The following is a 17,940-nucleotide window of genomic DNA, read 5'->3' on the forward strand; positions in this document are numbered from 1 at the left end:
CCGGTCCGATCGGCGTCTCGGGGGATGGAACCCCATCGGGCCCGGGCCCGGCGGGGATTACCCTGACCGCATGACCTCGCTCGACGACGCCACCGCCACGTCCCCCGTCCTCCGCACGGCGCGAGCCGCCCGCACCGCCGCCGCGGCCATCGCCCCACTCCCGCGGTCCGCCAAGGACAAGGCCCTGCTGGCCATCGCGGACGCGCTGGAGGCCCGTACGGCCGAGATCGTCGAGGCCAACGCCGTCGACACGGCGAAAGCGGCCGCCGCCGGGACCAGTGAGACCGTCATCGACCGCCTCACCCTCACCCCCGACCGCATCGCGGCCATCGCCTCCGACGTCCGCGACGTCGCGGCCCTGCCCGACCCCGTCGGCGAGGTCGTCCGCGGCTCCACCCTCCCCAACGGCATCGACCTCCGCCAGATCCGCGTCCCGCTCGGCGTCGTCGGCATCATCTACGAGGCCCGCCCCAACGTCACCGTGGACGCCGCCGCCCTCTGCCTGAAGTCGGGCAACGCGGTCCTCCTGCGCGGCTCCTCCTCGGCCTACGCCTCCAACACCGCCCTCGTCGGCATCCTGCGCGACGCCGTCGTATCGGCCGGTCTCCCCGCCGACGCGATCCAGCTCGTACCGGGCGAGTCCCGCGACTCCGTCCGCGAGCTGATGCGCGCCCGCGGCCTCGTCGACGTCCTCATCCCGCGCGGCGGCGCCTCGCTCATCAAGACCGTCGTCGAGGAGTCCATCGTCCCGGTCATCGAGACCGGTACCGGCAACTGCCACGTCTACGTCGATGCCCAGGCCGACCTCGCCATGGCCGTGGACATCCTCGTCAACTCCAAGGCCCAGCGCCCCTCCGTCTGCAACTCCGCGGAGACCCTGCTGGTCCACCGGGACATCGCCGACGCGTTCCTGCCGCTCGCCCTGGACGCCCTGGCCGACGCCGGCGTGACCGTCCACGCGGACGAGCGGGTGCTCGCGTACGCGGAGAACTCGAAGGTCACCGCGCTTCCCGCCACCGACGAGGACTGGGCCGCCGAGTACCTCTCGTACGACATCGCCGCCGGTGTCGTGGACTCCCTCGACGAGGCCGTCGCCCACATCCGGCGCTGGACCTCCGGCCACACCGAGGCGATCGTCACCACCTCGCAGGCCGCCGCGCGCCTCTTCACCCAGCTGGTCGACTCGACCACGGTTGCCGTGAATGCCTCCACCCGGTTCACGGACGGTGGTCAGTTCGGCTTCGGCGCGGAGATCGGCATCTCCACGCAGAAGCTGCACGCCCGGGGCCCGATGGGGCTTCCCGAGCTCACCTCGACCAAGTACATCGTCACCGGCGACGGTCACGTACGGTAGTCGACCCCTGAACGGGGTGTGGCCGGATTTCGGCGTATGCCCTGCCCAAAGGTGTCCCTCCGGTCTACGCTGGTCTCGTGCCGGACGACGTGGGGGGCAAACCGTTCCCGGACGACGGGGAGCCCGACGACGACCGCGGAGGCGCGGACAAGGACTTCGCCTCCGTGGTGTTCGACGAGGACTTCGTCCGGAACGCCGAGATCCGTGAACCGAGCGCCGCAGAGCGCCAGCGGGCCGGCGACCGGGCGCGCGCCGAGGCGGCCGAGGCCGCCCGCGCCGCCTTCGCGGGGGGCTGGACGGGCGACGAGGACTACGACGCGTACGCCTACGGCGCCGCCGACGGGTACCACTCCGACGAATCCGGCTGGGACCACGGCCACAGCGTCGGCTCCGCGGAAGGCCCGTACGGGGCCTACGGCGGCAGCCTGCGCCCCTACCGCGGCCGCTCGCCGTGGCTGCGCCCGGTCGCCTGGGTCCTCGCCTGCGTGCTGGGCCTCGGCATGATCGCGCTCGCCTTCAGCGCCGTCTACCGCAGTGCGGCGAGCGACGCGGAACCGGTGCCGGCCCCTGCCAGTACCCCGATGGGGGAAGTCACCGGCGCCGGAAAGTTTATGGACCGCGTCGGCCGCCAACCCTGAAGGTACGACCCCGTTCCGCATCGCCGGAGCCGGGGGCTTCTCTGGAGCGGGAACAGCGGGGAGAAGCGATGGCCATGTCAGGAAATCCTCCCAACGGAACCCCCGAGGGCGCCGGCGGGTCCGACGACGAATACCGCTCCGACGAGTACCGGTCCGTGGTGTTCGACGAGGACTTCGTCCGGGCTGCCCGGCTCCAGGAATTCTCGGCGCAGGAGCGCATGGGCGAGCACGCCCGCGCCGTCCGGAGCCGGTCGATCTGGTCGAGCGGCGGAGGCCCACCGAAACCCCTGGGCGGCTCCGGCGGGGCGGCCCGGCAGGGCCGGATCATCGTGCTGTGCATCGCCCTGGCGCTCGCCGGCGCCGTCTACATGGGGCTGCGCAACCCCTACGTGCCGCCCGCCGGAGCCCCGGCCCAGGCGATGAGCAGCACGGTCGTCCCGCTCGCACCCTCCGAGCCCGTGCCGGGCGGCCGCCCGGCCGACCTGTACGCGGGCAGTCCGGCGGCCCAGTACCGCATCGGGGCGGCCGGGATCGCCTTTCCCGGCGTGCGCCGCACCCGCCACTTCACCGAGGAGCAGGTCCAGACCGCGCTGACCATCGCCAAGGACTACCTGGTGCAGTCCTCGCTGGACCCCGACGTCCTGTCCGGCGCGGCCTCCCGGCCGGTGCGCGTCCTGCTCGACCCCGACCAGCTGACGCAGTTCGACCAGAGCATGCTGGCACCGGCCGGCAACGGGCGGCACGCCGTCACCGGCTGGCTGGTCCGGTTCGACCCGGCGCGCGCCGTGGTGGCCGACACCAGGGTCCGGGTCAGCGGGGTCCTCACCGCCGGGGAGGCCGCCCCGAACGCGCTGGAGGTGACCTCCGACCACACCTTCGTCTACGCCGTGCGGCCGGCCACCGGCCAGCCGGCCGCGGCGGACGGGGCCTCGCTCTTCACCGTCCGGCGCGAGCTGCGGCTGCGCTTCGACCGCGACGACCTCATGGCCCGGCGGGCGGAGCTCGTCTCGGCGTACGTGATGGCGGGCCCGCAGGCCTGTGCCGACGACCCGGCCGCGGGCTTCCGCCCGCTGACGGCCGGTGCCGGGCCGACCACCACCGGCCCGGCCGCGAGCGACCCGTATGCCAGCGGCAGTCCGCGCCGCACGGCCGGGCTGTGCGGCGTGCTGGCGCCGGCGGCCACCCCGGAGCAGGGCGTCAGCCCTGCTCCGTAGCCCCGCCCCTGCCCGTGCCCTTGTCATCGCCGCTGCCGCTGCCGCTGCCCGAGCCCGGGGCGCCGCCCGCGCCCGTGAACCTGTCCCGCAGCTTGCCGCCCAGGTCCGCCGTACCGCCGGCGATGTCGCCGACCAGCTTCAGCAGCGGGTCCTTGCTCGTGCGCACCGTGTCCGCGTAGTGCGCGGCGGACTGCCGGAAGGAGTCGGTCACCGAGGTGTCCTTGTCGTCCTCGCGCCGCGGGTAGTGGCCGTCCATGATCCGCTGGTAATCCCGGTTCCGGGACCACTTCTTCAGCTCGGCCGCCCGCACCGTCGTGAAGGGGTGCGTCCGCGGCAGCACGTTGAGGATCTTCAGCACGGAGTCGCGCAGATCGCCGCTCTTCTCGTACTCCTCGGCCTGGGCGAGGAACGCGTCGACATTCATCTCGTGGAGGTGGTTTCCGCCCGCGAGCTTCATCAGCCCGCGCATCGAGGCGTTCACGTCCTGTCCCACCAACAGCCCCGCCCGGTCCGCGGACAGCTCCGACTTGCGGAACCACTCGCGCAGCGCCGTCACGATCCCCATGATCGCCACGTTGCCCAGCGGGATCCACGCGATCTTGAGCGCCAGGGTCGTCAGGAACAGCAGGATCGTGCGGTACACGGCGTGCCCCGACAGCGCGTGGCCCACCTCGTGGCCCACCACCGCCCGCATCTCCTCCTCGTCGAGCAGCTCGACGAGTCCCGTGGTGACCACGATGATCGGCTCGTCCAGCCCGATGCACATGGCGTTGGGCTTCGGGTCCTGCTGCACGTACATCTGCGGGACCTTCTCCAGGTCCAGGATGTAACAGGCGTCCAGGAGCATCGCGTGCAGGTGCGGGAACTGCGTCTCGCCCACCCGGACGGAGTCCGACAGGAACAGCAGTCGCAGACTGCGCTCCGGCAGCAGCCCGCTCAGTGCCTTGAACACCGTGTCGAAGCCGGTCAGCTTGCGCAGGGCGACGAGCGCGGAGCGGTCCGCCGGATGCTCGTACGCCCGTGAGGAAATACCGGGGAACCTCTTGCGGTCCCGCGCCGGTGCCTTCTCGAATCCCGTTCCCGTCATAGCGCCCTCCCCGTTGATGTGTGCGGCTGGCCGCCGGTCTATCCTCTCCAACGCCTGAGTCGGCGTGAGCGTGCCCCAGGCCCCCGCATACGATGTGAGCGAAGTCTCCGCCCGCTCCCCGACTCGATAGGTACCTGCCTGATGAGCCTCGCCTCCACCGCCCACAACCTGGTCGTCCTCGCCTCGGAGGGAGCCGAGCACCACGGCGGCAACCACGACAGCCTGAGCCCGTACCTGACCGGCGGCGCCGCCTTCGGCATCCTGCTTCTGCTGCTGTGGGTCACCACGCGCCTGAACCGGGACCGCTGAAACCGCGGACGCCGAGTACGCGCCCGTAGGCGGGTCCCTGCCGCGCCACCGGGCCAGTAGGCTCTGCGCTCATGGGAGAGCAGGAAATGCCTACCGGCCCGGTCAAGCGCAGGCTCGGGGTGATGGGCGGGACATTCGACCCGATCCACCACGGACACCTGGTGGCCGCCAGTGAGGTGGCCGCGCTGTTCCACCTCGACGAGGTGATGTTCGTACCGACCGGCGAGCCGTGGCAGAAGTCGCAGCGGGCCGTGTCGCCCGCCGAGGACCGGTATCTGATGACGGTCATCGCGACCGCCTCGAACCCGCAGTTCTCGGTGAGCCGGATCGACATCGACCGCGGCGGCCCGACGTACACGATCGACACCCTGCGGGACCTGAGCGCGCTCAACGACGACGCCGACCTCTTCTTCATCACCGGCGCCGACGCCCTCGCACAGATCCTGACCTGGCGAAACGCCGAGGAGCTCTTCGCCCTCGCGCACTTCATCGGCGTCACCCGGCCGGGCCACGTGCTCACCGACGACGGCCTGCCCGAAGGGGGCGTCTCCCTCGTCGAGGTGCCGGCGCTGGCCATTTCCTCCACGGACTGCCGTGCCCGCGTGGCCAAGGGCGACCCTGTCTGGTACCTGGTGCCCGACGGCGTGGTCCGCTACATCGACAAGCGTGAGCTGTACCGGGGAGCCTGAGCTTCCGGAGAGAGGGGCCCCGCGGTGAACGACCGAAACGAGCCGTACGACCCGTATGCCGGCCAGGAGCAGCAGCTCGTCGGCTACGACGCGTACGGGCGGCCGCTGTACGGCCAGGCGCCCGCGCAGCCCGCCCCCGACCCCGGGCCCCCCTACGAGCAGCAGCAGTACGAGCAGGACTACGGCTACGACTACCAGGGCTACGGCCAGCCGCAGGGCCAGCCGCAGCCTCCGCAGTACTACCCGCCGCAGCAGCAGTACCCCCAGGCCCCGCAGTACGGGTACGACACCCAGGCCACGCAGCAGTACGACACCCAGGCCACCCAGCAGTGGATCCCGCAGCAGGCCGCCGCCGATGCCCCGGCGCAGGCGCCCGTACGCCCGCCCGTGCCCGAGCCGGAGCTCCGTCCCGCCGCGGCGCAGGTCCCGGAGCCCCGCCGGGCCGACGGGCCGGGCGCGCAGGGGCCCTCGTACCAGACCGGGCAGTTCGACTTCATCGACCAGCCGGACGAGGACTCCGAGGACGTCATCGACTGGCTCGCCTTCACCGAGAGCCGCACCGAGCGCCGCGAGGAGGCCCGCCGACGGGGCCGCAACCGGGTCGTGGCGCTGATCGTCGTCCTGGCGCTCTTCGTCGTCGCCGGACTCGGCTACCTCTGGTACGCGGGCAAGCTGCCGTTCCTGGAGGGCCCCGGCAAGGCGTCGAACGGCGCGGCCGCGTCCGGTCCGCAGAAGCGCGACATGATCGTCGTGCACCTGCACAACACCAAGAAGGGCGGCACCTCCACGGCGCTGCTCGTCGACAACGTGACCACCAAGCAGGGCGCCACCGTCCTGGTGCCGAACACGCTGACCGTCTCCAAGGACGACGGCACCACCGCCCCGCTGGGCAAGGCCGTCGAGGGCGGCGGTCTGGGCGTACGGGAATCCCTCGACTCGGTGCTCGGCACCCGCATCGGCGGCACCTGGCGGCTGGACACCCCCTTCCTGGAAAACTTCGTGGAGCTGGTCGGCGGCATCGAGGTCGACACGGACGTGGCCGTCCCGGCGGACGACGCGGCGAAGGTGCCGGCCGTCGGACAGGGCCCGAAGCAGAGCCTCAGCGGTGCGATGGCCGTCGCGTACGCCACGTACCGGGCCCAGGGCGAACCGGAGGCCAAGCAGCTGGACCGGCTCGGCAAGGTCTTGCTGGGCCTGCTGCGCAAGGTGCCCGGTGATCCGAAGTCGGCGGCGATGACGGTGGAGACCACCGGGCAGATCCTGGATCCGGCGCTGAACGCGCAGACGCTGGGAGCGCTGCTGGCCAAGCTCGGCGAGCACGCCAAGGTGGGCGCCTACCGCACCGACGTGCTCGGGGTGAAGCCGGACGGCGGCCTCACGGACGAGGCCAACAAGAAGGTGGTCAAGGAGGTCCTCGGCGGCTCCGTCACGGACGCCCAGCCCGGGGCCCTGCCGAGGGTCGGCCTGAAGGACGCCACCGGCAACGACAAGACGAACACGGCGGCGAAGGCGGCCCTGCTCAACGGCGGCTACACCCTGGTGGACGGCGGCAAGGCCGACAAGACCGTGGCCGCGTCACAGATCACCTACCAGGACGACGCGCAGCGCGAGAAGGCGATCGAGGTCTCCAAGACGCTGGGACTGCCCGAGACGGCCGTGAAGAAGGCCGAGAACGCCGTGAACGCGGACGTCGTGGTGACGCTGGGCAAGGATTACAAGCCGTCCTGAGCCGTCCTGAGCCGTCAGAGGCCTTCTGCGGCCGCGCCCGTCGGGCGCGGCTCCGCCCGCGCGACACGCTGCGCGCGGGCGGTGTCGGCGGTACATGAGACCCTTGTAAGGATCTGCCCGCCAACCCGAAAGCATGGCCAGTGACCGCCACGGACCGCTCCATCGAGCTCATCACCGCCGCCGCCCAGGCCGCGGCCGACCGGCTCGCGCACGACATCATCGCGTACGACGTCAGCGACGTGCTGTCGATCACCGATGCCTTCCTGCTCGCCTCGGCCCCCAATGACCGCCAGGTCAAGTCGATCGTGGACGAGATCGAGGAGAAGCTCCAGAAGGAGCTGGGCGTCAAGCCGGTGCGCCGCGAAGGCGACCGCGACGCCCGCTGGATCCTGCTCGACTACATCGACATCGTCGTCCACGTGCAGCACAGCGAGGAGCGGGTCTTCTACGCGCTGGAGCGCCTGTGGAAGGACTGCCCCGAGATCGACCTGCCCGAGGACGCCAAGCTCACGAAGGGCAAGGGCGAGGAGCACGCCGCCCTGCGCGCCACGCAGAGCGATGAGGAACTGGACGGTGATCTGTTCTGAGCACCACCAACGACGGCACCACCAACGACGGCACGACCCGTGACGCCGGGGCCCCGCGCGGTACGACCGGCGACGGTCGGATCAGCCGCAAGATCGTCCTCTGGCGGCACGGCCAGACCGCGTGGAACCTGGAGCGCCGCTTCCAGGGCTCCACGGACATCGAGCTGACCGAGGCCGGTGTGGCGCAGGCGCGCCGTGCCGCCCGGCTGCTCGCCTCGCTGAAGCCCGACGCCATCATCGCCTCGGACCTGCAGCGCGCCGCGGCCACGGCCGCCGAGCTGGCGGCCGTCACCGGTCTGGCCGTGGAGCACGACGAGGCGCTGCGCGAGACGTACGCCGGCGAATGGCAGGGGCTCACGCACGACGAGATCCTGGCCAAGTACGGCGACCAGTACGCGGCGTGGAAGCGCGGCGAGGCGGTCCGCCGCGGTGGCGGCGAGCTGGAGACAGAGGTCGCCGACCGGGCCGCGCCGGTGGTGCTGGAACACACCGACCGGCTGCCCCCCGGCGGCACGCTCGTGGTGGTCAGCCACGGCGGCACCATCCGTACGACGATCGGCCGCCTGCTGGGCCTGGACTCGTACTACTGGGAGGGTCTGGGCGGGCTCTCCAACTGCTGCTGGTCCGTCCTCGGTGAGGGCGCGCGAGGCTGGCGGCTGATGGAACACAACGCCGGCACGCTGCCCGAACCGGTGCTCGGCGACGACGACTGAGACCGCCTCGGAGCGGCTCCCACCCGGATTTCACTTTCCGGCTGGTCACAGGCTAGAGTTCTTCTTGTTCGCAGCGCAGAACACCGGAAACGGGGGGAGCGCGGCGGAGAGCGGGGCTATAGCTCAGTTGGTAGAGCGCCTGCATGGCATGCAGGAGGTCTGGAGTTCAATTCTCCATAGCTCCACAATCAAGATCCCGTCCCCAACAGGGGGCGGGATCTTTGCTTTTGTTCGCAGCTGCCCGAGCGGGCACCGGCATGGCAGAATCGGACGGCCGGAGGGGGGACGACGACGGCCCGACGCGGGAGGGAGTCGCTGACGGATGGGTGCACACCGGCGGCGGTGCGACTGGTGCAACAACGGCACGCCGATCGTGCGGGACATGGAGCCGGTCAACCCCGACTACCAGTACTGGTGCGAGGAATGCGCGCGGGCGCTGGTCATAAAAGGCGACCCGATCGAGACGTACCGCGAACTGGAGGGCGAGCCGATCTACGGGCGCCTGCTCGACGAACACTGCACGCTCAAACGGTTCTACCAGTTCGCCCGGGCGTGATGCGGACGAATGTGATGAACCGCCACGAAACGGACATGGCCCGGGACGCACGGAAACCGATTTTTGGACCAGGGCCATCACCGTGTAATGTTTGAGACGTCGCCAAGGGGAACCGGAAACGGGCCACGAAACGGCAGGCAAGACAAGGGGCTATAGCTCAGTTGGTAGAGCGCCTGCATGGCATGCAGGAGGTCTGGAGTTCAATTCTCCATAGCTCCACAGTGAAGAAGCGGGCCACCCGGAACGGGTGGCCCGCTTCTCGTTGTCCGGGTGGCGGGCGGTTCGAGCGGGCGCCGAGGCCGCTGCGGTACCCTGACGCCATGCGTGCCGTACGCCTTCTGCTTACCGAGCCGCGCTGAACAGTTCCGACCTCCACGAGACGGTCGGCCCCGGCGCGGCGCCCCCTCCTGTGCGAGGGGTTTTTTCGTTTGGGCAGCAGAGACGGCAGAGACGATCGATGGAGCTTCAGAAATCATGAGCGAGACGAACACCCCGGCCCCCGAGGCGGCCGAGGCGCACCGTTACACGGCTGCCATGGCCGCCGACATCGAGGCACGCTGGCAGGACGTATGGGACGCGCGGGGCACCTACGAGGCCCCGAACCCGGCCGGTGACCTGGCCGGTGACCCCTCGGTCGTGGCGCGGCCCAAGAAGTTCATCATGGACATGTTCCCGTACCCCTCGGGCGCGGGCCTGCACGTCGGCCACCCGCTCGGGTACATCGCCACCGACGTCTTCGCCCGCCACCAGCGGATGACCGGCCACAACGTCCTGCACACCCTGGGCTTCGACGCCTTCGGCCTGCCGGCCGAGCAGTACGCCGTGCAGACCGGTACGCACCCGCGAGTGTCGACCGAGGCGAACATCGAGAACATGAAGGTCCAGCTGCGCAGGCTGGGTCTGGGCCACGACAGGCGCCGGTCCTTCGCGACGATCGACCCGGACTACTACAAGTGGACCCAGTGGATCTTCCTGCAGATCTACAACTCCTGGTACGACGTGGACGCCGCGAAGGCCCGGCCCATCGCCGAGCTGGTCGCCTCCTTCGAGGACGGCACCCGTGAGCTGCCCGGCGGCGCCTCCTGGGCCGCGCTGAGCGCGGGCGAGCGGGCCGACGTACTGAACGAGTACCGGCTGGCGTACGCCTCGGACGCGCCCGTCAACTGGTGCCCCGGGCTGGGCACCGTACTGGCCAACGAGGAAGTCACCTCCGACGGCCGGTCCGAGCGCGGCAACTTCCCCGTCTTCAAGGCCAAGCTGAGCCAGTGGAACATGCGGATCACGGCCTACGCCGACCGTCTGCTGGACGACCTGGACGCGCTGGACTGGCCCGAGGCCATCAAGCTGCAGCAGCGCAACTGGATCGGACGCAGCGAGGGCGCGCGCGTGGACTTCGCCGTCGGCGACGGCGACGCCATCACCGTCTTCACCACCCGCCCCGACACGCTGTTCGGCGCCACCTACATGGTGCTGGCCCCCGAGCACGAACTGGTCGCGAAGATCGTCCCGGCCGAGTGGCCCGAGGGTACCCGCCAGGTGTGGACCGGCGGCGCCGCGACCCCCGGCGAGGCCGTGGACGCGTACCGCAAGCAGGCCGCGTCGAAGTCGGACGTCGAGCGCCAGGCGGAGGCCAAGGACAAGACCGGTGTCTTCACCGGCGCGTTCGCGGTCAACCCGGTCAGCGGCGAGCAGGTCCCGGTCTTCATCGCGGACTACGTGCTGATGGGCTACGGCACCGGCGCGATCATGGCCGTCCCGGCGCACGACACCCGCGACTTCGCGTTCGCGCAGGCCTTCGAGCTGCCGATGCGCTGCGTCGTACAGCCCTCGGACGACCGCGACGAGGACCCGGGCGAGTGGGACGACGCCTTCTCCTCCTACGACGGCACGATCGTCAACTCGACGGGTGAGGGCATCGCCCTGGACGGCCTGGGCGTGGTCGAGGCGAAGGCCGCGATCACCGACTGGATGGCCGGGCGCGGCATCGGCGAGGGCACCGTCAACTTCCGGCTGCGCGACTGGCTGTTCAGCCGTCAGCGCTACTGGGGCGAGCCCTTCCCGATCGTCTACGACGAGGACGGCGTCGCCTACCCGCTGCCCGAGTCGATGCTGCCGCTGGAGCTGCCGGAGGTCGAGGACTACTCGCCGCGCACGTTCGAGGCGGACGACGCGACCTCCAAGCCGGAGACCCCGCTGTCGCGCAACGAGGCGTGGGTCAACGTCGAGCTGGACCTGGGCGACGGGCGCGGGGTGCGCCCGTTCCGCCGCGAGACCAACACCATGCCGAACTGGGCCGGCTCCTGCTGGTACGAGCTGCGCTACCTGGACCCGAACAACGCGTCGGCCCTGGTCGACCCCGAGATCGAGCAGTACTGGATGGGCCCCCGCGAGGGCCAGCCGCACGGCGGTGTCGACCTGTACGTGGGCGGCGCCGAGCACGCGGTGCTGCACCTGCTGTACGCGCGCTTCTGGTCCAAGGTGCTGTTCGACCTGGGGCACGTCTCCTCGGTGGAGCCGTTCCACAAGCTGTTCAACCAGGGCATGATCCAGGCGTACGTCTACCGCGACGAGCGCGGCTTCCCGGTCACGGCCACCGAGGTCGAGGAGCGCGACGGCAAGTTCTTCTTCGAGGGCGAGCCGATCAAGCGCGAGATGGGCAAGATGGGCAAGTCCCTGAAGAACGCCGTCACGCCGGACGAGATCTGCGAGGAGTACGGCGCCGACACGCTGCGCCTGTACGAGATGGCGATGGGCCCGCTGGACGTTTCGCGTCCCTGGGACACCCGCGCCGTCGTCGGCCAGTACCGGCTGCTGCAGCGCCTGTGGCGCAACGTGGTCGACGAGGAGACGGGCGCCGTGACGGTCGTCGACTCCGAGCCGGGCGAGGACACCCTGCGCGCGCTGCACAAGGCGATCGACGGGGTCGGCGCCGATATGACCGCACTGCGGTTCAACACCGCCATCGCGAAGATCACCGAGCTGAACAACACCCTGACGAAGGCGGGCCGGCCGCTGGAGCGCTCGGTCGCGGAGCGGCTGGTGCTGCTGGTCGCCCCGCTGGCGCCGCACGTCGCGGAGGAGCTGTGGCAGCGGCTGGGCCACGCCGAGTCGGTCGTCCACCAGGACTTCCCGGTCGCGGACCCGGCGTACGTGGTCGACGAGAGCGTCACGTGCGTCGTCCAGATCAAGGGCAAGGTCAAGGCCCGCCTGGAGGTGTCTCCGGCGATCTCCGACGCCGACCTGGAGCAGCTGGCGCTGGGCGACGAGGCGGTCGTCGCGGCGCTGGGCGGGGCGGAGATTCGCAAGGTGATCGTGCGCGCGCCGAAGCTGGTGAACATCGTCGTCTGACGGGTCGGCCTGACGGGTCGGCCTGACCGGTTGGTCTGACCGGTTGGTCTGACGGGCCGTTTCGACGGGTCGGTCTGACGATCTAGGGGTAATCCCGTACGGGCAGGTTGGGGGTTCGATTGGAACCCGCGGCCTGCCCGTGGCGTTTACGGTGGAAGAGACCTAAACGGCTGGGGAAGGGAACCTCATGGAGGCGGCTTTTATCATCGTGGCCGTGGTGCTGCTGCTGGTTGCCCTTCTGGGGCTCGGGGCCTATGTGGCGACGAAGGCGGTCAAGGCCGCGGCGCGCGGCGTGGACAGGACCATCACCCAGGCCCGCCGCACCGTGGAGGACACCACCTTGAAGGCACGCAGCTTCGGCCAGGTCGGTGTCTCGGGCGCGCTGGCCCAGTTGAGGCTGGACCTGCGGGCGTCGATGCGGGCGACGCAGCAGGCGCTGTACCAGGGGGTCCAGGCGGACGCCTCGCTGAAGGAGTCGATCGGGCTGTTCGAGCGGCTGAGCCAGCACGGACACGAACTGGACGACGAACTGAAGCGCCTGGAGGCGGAGCCGGACCGCAAGCGCACCGCGGACAGCCTGCCCGAGCTGCGGGAGCGAACGGCGCAGATCAAGCAGGCGGCGGACTCGCTGCGCTGGGCGGCGCGCGACCGCGCGCGGCGCTTCGCGTCGGACGACCTGTCGGATCTGTCGGCCCAGATCGAGGTCGAGTCGGGCGCGCTGCGGGACTGGTCCCGCGCATCGGTCGACGACCTCCCCCACCCGGCCCCTACGTGGACCACCCCGCAGCCGGCCCTCACGGAGCCCGCTCCGGCACCCCAGTACCCGTGGCAGAAGACCCGGCGTCCGGAAGCCACGACCTGACCCGGGCCTTGGCAGAACCCGGCCGCCCGGCGCCCGGGGCCGCGTTTCAGCCCGTCCGGCGCTTGAGGGCCGGGTCCGGGCAGGTCCGGGGGGACGGTGGAACCGGAGGTCCCCGAGGACGGAGTCGGGGGGAGGGACGGGGCCTGCTGGCAGGGCCGCCCCGCGGGGGCCGCTCGCGACCGGCGGAGGCCCCGGGCTGCCGGAACACCTCCGCTGCCGGTAACCTCCGCCTCATGTCCCGCCATGTCGCGATCGTCACGGATTCCACGGCCTACCTGCCCCAACCGGCCATGGCGCGGCACGGAATCACCTCCGTCCCGCTGACCGTGGTCCTCGGCGACGAAGCCCTGGAGGAGGGCACCGAGATCTCGGCCAGGAGCCTCGCCCTGGCCCTGCAGAAGCGCCGCTCCGTCACCACGTCCCGCCCCAGCCCCGAGGACTTCTCCCGGGCCTACCGGGAGGCCGTGGAGGCCGGCGCCACCGGCATCGTCAGCCTGCACCTGTCCGCCGAGTTCTCCGGCACCTACGACGCCGCCGTACTCGCCGCGAAGACCGCCCCGGTGCCCGTTCGCGTCGTCGACACCGGCATGGTCGCCATGGCCCTCGGTTTCTGCGCCCTGGCCGCGGCGGAGGTGGCCGAGGCCGGGGGCTCCCTCGACGAAGCCGTCGCCGCCGCCGAGAAACGGGCCGCCGGAATGTCCGCGTACTTCTACGTCGACACCCTCGACTACCTGCGCCGTGGCGGCCGCATCGGGGCCGCACAGGCACTCCTCGGCTCGGCGCTGGCGGTCAAACCGCTGCTGACGCTCGAGGGCGGTCGGATCGAGATGCTGGAGAAGGTGCGCACGGCCTCCAAGGCCATAGCCCGCCTCGAGGAGCTGGCCGTCGAGCGGGCCGGATCCGGCGCCGTCGACGTGGCCGTGCACCACCTCGCGGCCCCGGAACGCGCGGACAAGCTGGCGAAGCGGCTCCGCGAGCGGATCCCGGGGCTGGTCGAGCTGCACGTCAGCGAGGTCGGCGCGGTGATCGGCGCACACACCGGGCCTGGGTTGCTGGCGGCGGTCGTGTCCCCGCGCTGATCACCGGATCGGGTGAGGGAGATATCCACAACGGTCCCGCCATCCACCGGAATTGAAGCTTCCGAACGCGTGTCCCGGCCCGGCCCTACCGTCGTGCCATGACTCTCCGTACACGCACCTCAGGCCCCGCCGGCGCGAGCAGCGGCCCAGGCCGTCCCCGCCTCTCCGACAACCGTCTCCGGCACCGCCGTGGACAGCGCCCCGTCCGTCCCGATCCCGCGGCGGTGCGGCGCAGGGCCGAGGCGCTGCTCGGAGCGAGCCGCCCACCGGGGGATCCGCCGCCGGGTGGTGCCATCCCGGGCGGGGCCACCCTGGCCGGGGCGGTGCCGCTGGGCTCCGGCTCCGTGGGGGCGGTGCTCACGCCCGAGGCGGAGTTCCGGGCCGAGGCTCCCGCGCGGGCCGAGGAGGAGGCTCCGCCCGAGGTCGGGGCGGCGCCCGGCGGGGTCTTGCGGCGGCTCGCGGTACGGGAGCGGCTGCCCTTGTGGCTGCAGGCCCGCTGTGGCGTGGAGCCGCGTACGGTGGTCGCCGTCTCGGTGGTGCTGGTCGTCGCGGTGGGGTTCGCCGCACAGCAGTACCGCTCGACCCGGCCGAGGCCGGTGAACGCACCGGCCGTGGTGGCGCCCGCGGCGGCCGACGTCCTGCCGGTACCGACCGCGGCGCGTGCGAGCACCGGCGCCGGCCCGATCCTGGTGGACGTGAGCGGCAAGGTCCGTGACCCGGGAGTGCGCAAGCTGCCTCCCGGCTCACGTGTGGAGGACGCCTTGGCCGCCGCCGGAGGAGTGCGGCCCGGGACCGACACCACCGGGCTGAACCGGGCCCGGGTCCTGATGGACGGCGAGCAGGTGCTGGTGGGCGCTCCGGCGCCGCCGCCGACGGGCGGGGCAGGCCCCGCCCCCGGGCCGCTGAGCCTCGGCACCGCCACGGCCGAGCAACTGGACGGCCTGCCGGGGGTCGGCCCCGTCCTCGCGCAGCACATCGTGGACTTCCGCACGGCGCGCGGGGGCTTCCGCTCCGTGGAGGACCTCCGGCAGGTCACCGGGATCGGTGAGCGGCGGTTCGCCGACCTGCGCGAACTGGTGCGGCCATGAGCCGGGTCGGGGGAGCGGGGGCGGGTCCGCCGGGGCGGGGTCCGACTGAGCCGGGTCCGGCTGAGCGGGATTCGTCGGAGGCGGGTCCGACCGGGCGGGGTGCGACCGGACGGGGTGCGGCTGAGCGGGGTCCGGCTGCGGGAGGTTCGTCTGAGCAGGGGCCGGTCGGTCGGGGGCCGGTGGATGCGGGGCCGGCGGATCTGCGGTTGGTGGTGCCGGCTTCGGCCGCCTGGGTGGCGGCCGCCGGCGCCCTCGACGTACCCGTCGGCCGGAGCGCCGCGGTGGCGGGGCTGGGGGTGGGCGTGGCCGGGCTGTTGATGCTGGCCGGCCGGCGACGCTCCACACCGTTGCGGAGGGCTGGGACAGCCGTGGCGGCGGCCCTGCTGTGCGCGGCCGCCGGGGCCGGGGTGGCAGGGCTCCAGCGGGCCGAGGCGCGGGCCGGGCCGGTCCCGGAACTGGCCCGGGACCATGCCCGGGTGCTGGCGGACCTCACTGTCGGTTCCGACCCGCGGACGGCCCGGACCGGCAGCGGGCCGCCGGTGGTGGTGCTCGACGCGGTGGTGACCGTGGTGACCGGGCCCGACGGCGCCCGGACCCGGGTGTCGACCCCGGTACGGGTGCTGGCGGGGCATCCGGGGTGGGCCCGGTTGCAGCCCTCGATGCGGGTCGAGGTGGCGGCCCGGCTGGCCCCGGCGCGGGGCGGGGAGCGAGCCGTCGCGCTGCTCCGTCCGGCCGGGGACGCCCCGCCACGGGTGACCGGCGGCCCGGACGCCGCGCAGCGGATCGCCGGGCGGCTGCGGGCCGGGCTGCGCGAGGTCACCGACGGGCTGGCCCCGGACGCCAGGGCCCTGCTGCCAGGGCTGGTGGTCGGGGACACCTCCCGCGTGGGGCCCGATCTGCACGAGGCGTTCCGCGCCACGGATCTGCTGCACCTGCTGGCCGTCTCCGGCTCCAACCTGACCGTGGTGCTCTTCCTGCTCATCGGCGCCCCGGCCCGCGCGCAGCGGGCCGAGCGGGGCGGTCTGGCGCCGCGCCTGGGGCTCTCCTTGCGGGCGACCGCCCTGTGCGGGGTCGCGCTGATCCTGGCCTTCGTGGTGGTGTGCCGGCCGGAGCCCAGCGTGCTGCGGGCGGCGGCCTGCGGATCGGTCGCCTTGCTGGCCATCGCCACCGGGCGGCGCAGATCCCTGATCCCGGCACTGGCCGCCTCCGTCCTGCTGCTGGTGCTCTACGACCCCTGGCTGGCCCGGAGCTACGGCTTCCTCCTCTCCGTCCTGGCCACCGGAGCCCTGCTGACGCTGGCTCCGCGCTGGAGCGAGGGCCTGCAGCGGCGTGGGATGCGGCCCCGCGTGGCCGACGCGCTGGCCGCCGCGGCGGCGGCCCAGGCGGTGTGCGCGCCGGTCGTCGCGGTCCTGTCGGCCCGGGTGAGCCTGGTGGCGGTGCCCTGCAACCTGCTGGCCGAGCTGGCGGCGGGACCCGCGACGGTCCTCGGGTTCGCCGCGCTGGCGGCAGCCCCGCTGTGCCGGCCGGTGGCCGAGCTGCTCGCCTGGTGCGCGGGAGTGCCCGCCGGGTGGATCGCCGCCGTGGCCCGGGGTGGGGCGAGGCTGCCCGGGGCGGAGCTGGGCTGGCCCGGCGGGGTGGGCGGAGGGCTGCTGCTCGCCGCGGCCACCTTGGCGGCGGTGCTGCTCGGCAGACGGCTCGGCCGCGGGCGATGGCTCGCCTCCGCCCTGGCCGTGGTGCTGCTCCTCGCCGTCCTGAGGCCGCCGCTGGTCACTCGTACGGTCAAGGGCTGGCCGCCACCCGACTGGATCTACGCCCAGTGCGCCGTCGGCCAGGGGGACGCCGCCGTACTCGCGGTAGGCCCGGGTACGGCCGTGGTGGTGGACGCCGGCCCCGAGCCGGGACCGGTGGACACGTGCCTGAGGGAACTGGGGGTGAACCGGGTGCCGTTGATCCTGCTGACTCACTTCCACGCCGACCACGTGGGCGGGTTGGCAGGGGTGTTGAGGGGCCGATCGGCGGGTGTGGTGCAAGTCACCCGCTTCGAAGAGCCGCCGGGGCAGGCGGAGTTCGTAAGGCGGACGGCGGCGGCCGCCGGAGTGGCCGTCGTCCACGCCGTGGAGGGGGAGAGGCGCCGCGCCGGTCCGCTGGAGTGGCAGGTGCTGTGGCCGCCGCTCGATGCCGCTCCCCCCGAGGGCCCCAACGATGCGAGCGTGGCCCTGCTGGTGCGCGGCGCGGGACTGACCCTGCTCCTGCTGGGCGACCTCGAACCGGCCTCCCAGCAGGCCTTGCTGAGGAGCCATCCGGAGCTGGGGCCGGTCGATGTCCTCAAGGTCGCCCACCACGGCAGCGCCCATCAGGATCCAGGCCTGTACGAGCGGATCCGGCCGCGCCTCGCGATCGTCCCGGTGGGCGCCGGGAACAGATACGGGCACCCCGCGGCGGGTACGCTCGCGCGGCTGCGGGAGCTGGGTGCGGCCGTGCTGCGCACGGACGAGGACGGTTCTGTCGCCGTCACCGGCAGCGGCCCGCGGCTGCGCGCGTTCCCGGCCATCCGGCGGCGCGTGCGCCGCCGGGCCCGGCACGGGCATACCAGGCGCGACCGCTCCGTTTGCCCACAACCCGACAGCGTGATCGAATGCGTTTTCGCCAGAGCGGTCCAAGTCCACACAGCACGGGGGTGCATAAACC

At 72.3% G+C, this 17,940-nt stretch carries 14 protein-coding genes, 2 tRNA genes and 1 pseudogene; 16 read left to right on the forward strand and 1 reads right to left on the reverse strand.

Going from position 1 to position 17,940, the window contains the following annotated elements:
- Positions 1–70 precede the first annotated feature (70 nt).
- The 3 genes from OTB20_RS05335 (at position 71) to OTB20_RS05345 (ending at position 3,206) form a co-directional block, all read left to right on the forward strand.
- Entirely contained in the window at positions 71–1,354 is a 1,284-nt protein-coding gene (locus OTB20_RS05335; RefSeq protein WP_267815436.1) for a glutamate-5-semialdehyde dehydrogenase, read from the forward strand.
- A gap of 77 nt (positions 1,355–1,431) precedes the next feature.
- Positions 1,432–1,992, forward strand: a complete 561-nt coding sequence (locus tag OTB20_RS05340) for a hypothetical protein (protein ID WP_267753251.1) — start codon at positions 1,432–1,434, stop codon at positions 1,990–1,992.
- Between the two features lie 74 nt (positions 1,993–2,066).
- Positions 2,067–3,206, forward strand: a complete 1,140-nt coding sequence (locus OTB20_RS05345; RefSeq protein ID WP_420716330.1) for a hypothetical protein — start codon at positions 2,067–2,069, stop codon at positions 3,204–3,206.
- On the opposite strand, the gene OTB20_RS05350 is transcribed toward OTB20_RS05345, so the two are convergent.
- Positions 3,190–4,293, reverse strand: coding sequence for a M48 family metallopeptidase (locus OTB20_RS05350; protein WP_267815438.1), 1,104 nt, complete (start codon positions 4,291–4,293; stop codon positions 3,190–3,192). The two genes, OTB20_RS05345 and OTB20_RS05350, sit on opposite strands and share 17 nt — an antisense overlap.
- A gap of 141 nt (positions 4,294–4,434) precedes the next feature.
- Between OTB20_RS05350 and OTB20_RS05355 the strand changes: the two genes are divergently transcribed.
- The 13 genes and pseudogenes from OTB20_RS05355 to OTB20_RS05415 all read left to right on the forward strand — a co-directional run.
- Positions 4,435–4,602: a hypothetical protein gene (locus OTB20_RS05355; RefSeq protein WP_267815439.1), complete on the forward strand. Its 168-nt coding sequence runs from the start codon at positions 4,435–4,437 to the stop codon at positions 4,600–4,602.
- Between the two features lie 71 nt (positions 4,603–4,673).
- Positions 4,674–5,291 carry a nicotinate-nucleotide adenylyltransferase gene (nadD, locus tag OTB20_RS05360; protein ID WP_267815440.1) on the forward strand — a complete coding sequence of 206 codons (618 nt, stop codon included), beginning with the start codon at positions 4,674–4,676 and terminating at the stop codon, positions 5,289–5,291.
- Between the two features lie 24 nt (positions 5,292–5,315).
- Positions 5,316–7,019 carry an LCP family protein gene (locus tag OTB20_RS05365; protein ID WP_267815441.1) on the forward strand — a complete coding sequence of 568 codons (1,704 nt, stop codon included), beginning with the start codon at positions 5,316–5,318 and terminating at the stop codon, positions 7,017–7,019.
- A gap of 140 nt (positions 7,020–7,159) precedes the next feature.
- Positions 7,160–7,606, forward strand: coding sequence for a ribosome silencing factor (gene rsfS / locus OTB20_RS05370; RefSeq protein WP_267753261.1), 447 nt, complete (start codon positions 7,160–7,162; stop codon positions 7,604–7,606).
- A gap of 80 nt (positions 7,607–7,686) precedes the next feature.
- Positions 7,687–8,319: a histidine phosphatase family protein gene (locus tag OTB20_RS05375; protein ID WP_267815598.1), complete on the forward strand. Its 633-nt coding sequence runs from the start codon at positions 7,687–7,689 to the stop codon at positions 8,317–8,319.
- 112 nt (positions 8,320–8,431) lie between these two features.
- Positions 8,432–8,504, forward strand: a tRNA-Ala gene (locus OTB20_RS05380).
- 137 nt (positions 8,505–8,641) lie between these two features.
- The gene (locus OTB20_RS05385) at positions 8,642–8,875 is read left to right on the forward strand and encodes a hypothetical protein (RefSeq protein WP_254383020.1); all 234 of its coding nucleotides are present in this window, start codon (positions 8,642–8,644) and stop codon (positions 8,873–8,875) included.
- 146 nt (positions 8,876–9,021) lie between these two features.
- Positions 9,022–9,094, forward strand: a tRNA-Ala gene (locus OTB20_RS05390).
- 255 nt (positions 9,095–9,349) lie between these two features.
- Positions 9,350–12,223, forward strand: coding sequence for a leucine--tRNA ligase (leuS, locus tag OTB20_RS05395; RefSeq protein WP_267815442.1), 2,874 nt, complete (start codon positions 9,350–9,352; stop codon positions 12,221–12,223).
- A 187-nt stretch (positions 12,224–12,410) separates the two neighbouring features.
- Positions 12,411–13,085, forward strand: coding sequence for a hypothetical protein (locus OTB20_RS05400; RefSeq protein WP_267815443.1), 675 nt, complete (start codon positions 12,411–12,413; stop codon positions 13,083–13,085).
- Positions 13,086–13,318: 233 nt separating this feature from the next.
- On the forward strand, positions 13,319–14,164 hold the full coding sequence (locus OTB20_RS05405; RefSeq protein ID WP_267753266.1) for a DegV family protein: 846 nt from the start codon (positions 13,319–13,321) through the stop codon (positions 14,162–14,164).
- A gap of 98 nt (positions 14,165–14,262) precedes the next feature.
- Positions 14,263–15,252, forward strand: coding sequence for a ComEA family DNA-binding protein (locus OTB20_RS05410; protein ID WP_267815444.1), 990 nt, complete (start codon positions 14,263–14,265; stop codon positions 15,250–15,252).
- Positions 15,249–17,792, forward strand: a pseudogene (locus OTB20_RS05415) (ComEC/Rec2 family competence protein); the annotation flags it as partial. The gene OTB20_RS05410 and the pseudogene OTB20_RS05415, both read left to right, overlap by 4 nt.
- Between the last annotated feature and the right edge of the window lie 148 nt (positions 17,793–17,940).

The sequence above is a fragment of the Streptomyces sp. H27-H1 genome, assembly GCF_026627445.1.
Lineage (GTDB): Bacteria > Actinomycetota > Actinomycetes > Streptomycetales > Streptomycetaceae > Streptomyces.

Coding starts and splice junctions, on each gene's coding strand:
- OTB20_RS05335 (WP_267815436.1), top strand. CDS start 71: ATGACCTCGCTCGACGACGCCACCGCCACGTCCCCCGTCCTCCGCACG.
- OTB20_RS05345 (WP_420716330.1), top strand. CDS start 2,067: ATGTCAGGAAATCCTCCCAACGGAACCCCCGAGGGCGCCGGCGGGTCC.
- OTB20_RS05350 (WP_267815438.1), bottom strand. CDS start 4,293: ATGACGGGAACGGGATTCGAGAAGGCACCGGCGCGGGACCGCAAGAGG.
- OTB20_RS05355 (WP_267815439.1), top strand. CDS start 4,435: ATGAGCCTCGCCTCCACCGCCCACAACCTGGTCGTCCTCGCCTCGGAG.
- nadD (WP_267815440.1), top strand. CDS start 4,674: ATGGGAGAGCAGGAAATGCCTACCGGCCCGGTCAAGCGCAGGCTCGGG.
- OTB20_RS05385 (WP_254383020.1), top strand. CDS start 8,642: ATGGGTGCACACCGGCGGCGGTGCGACTGGTGCAACAACGGCACGCCG.
- leuS (WP_267815442.1), top strand. CDS start 9,350: ATGAGCGAGACGAACACCCCGGCCCCCGAGGCGGCCGAGGCGCACCGT.
- OTB20_RS05400 (WP_267815443.1), top strand. CDS start 12,411: ATGGAGGCGGCTTTTATCATCGTGGCCGTGGTGCTGCTGCTGGTTGCC.
- OTB20_RS05405 (WP_267753266.1), top strand. CDS start 13,319: ATGTCCCGCCATGTCGCGATCGTCACGGATTCCACGGCCTACCTGCCC.
- OTB20_RS05410 (WP_267815444.1), top strand. CDS start 14,263: ATGACTCTCCGTACACGCACCTCAGGCCCCGCCGGCGCGAGCAGCGGC.